1 protein-coding gene is annotated in these 230 nt (G+C 76.1%); it reads left to right on the top strand.

Annotated features, from left to right (window positions below; genetic code table 11):
* Positions 1–32 precede the first annotated feature (32 nt).
* Positions 33–230, top strand: a 198-nt coding sequence (locus A612_RS16520; RefSeq protein WP_141630341.1) for an FAD-dependent oxidoreductase, incomplete at its 3' end; no start/stop codon positions are given.

The raw sequence follows: 230 nt of genomic DNA, 5'->3' as shown, positions 1-230 counted from the left end.
CTGGCGGGCCCTGCCCGCTCGAAAGGCCCGCCATGACCACAGCAGCCCGCTCTCGAACCCCCTCCTCCCGCGCCAATGCACGCGCCGCGGCCGAGCCGAGCGCGCCTCCCGAGCCCTTTTTGCGCCGGCGCTTCGCGGTGATCGGCGCCGGCATGTCGGGCATCGCCTGCGCCCGCACACTGGCCCAGGCCGGGCACGACGTCACGGTGCTGGAGCGCCTGCCGAGGGCC

Source organism: Melaminivora alkalimesophila, from assembly GCF_000282995.1.
Taxonomy (GTDB): Bacteria; Pseudomonadota; Gammaproteobacteria; order Burkholderiales; family Burkholderiaceae_C; genus Melaminivora; species Melaminivora alkalimesophila.
Note: the sequence above shows the minus strand (reverse complement) of the source record. Positions and strands in the feature narration are given on the sequence as shown.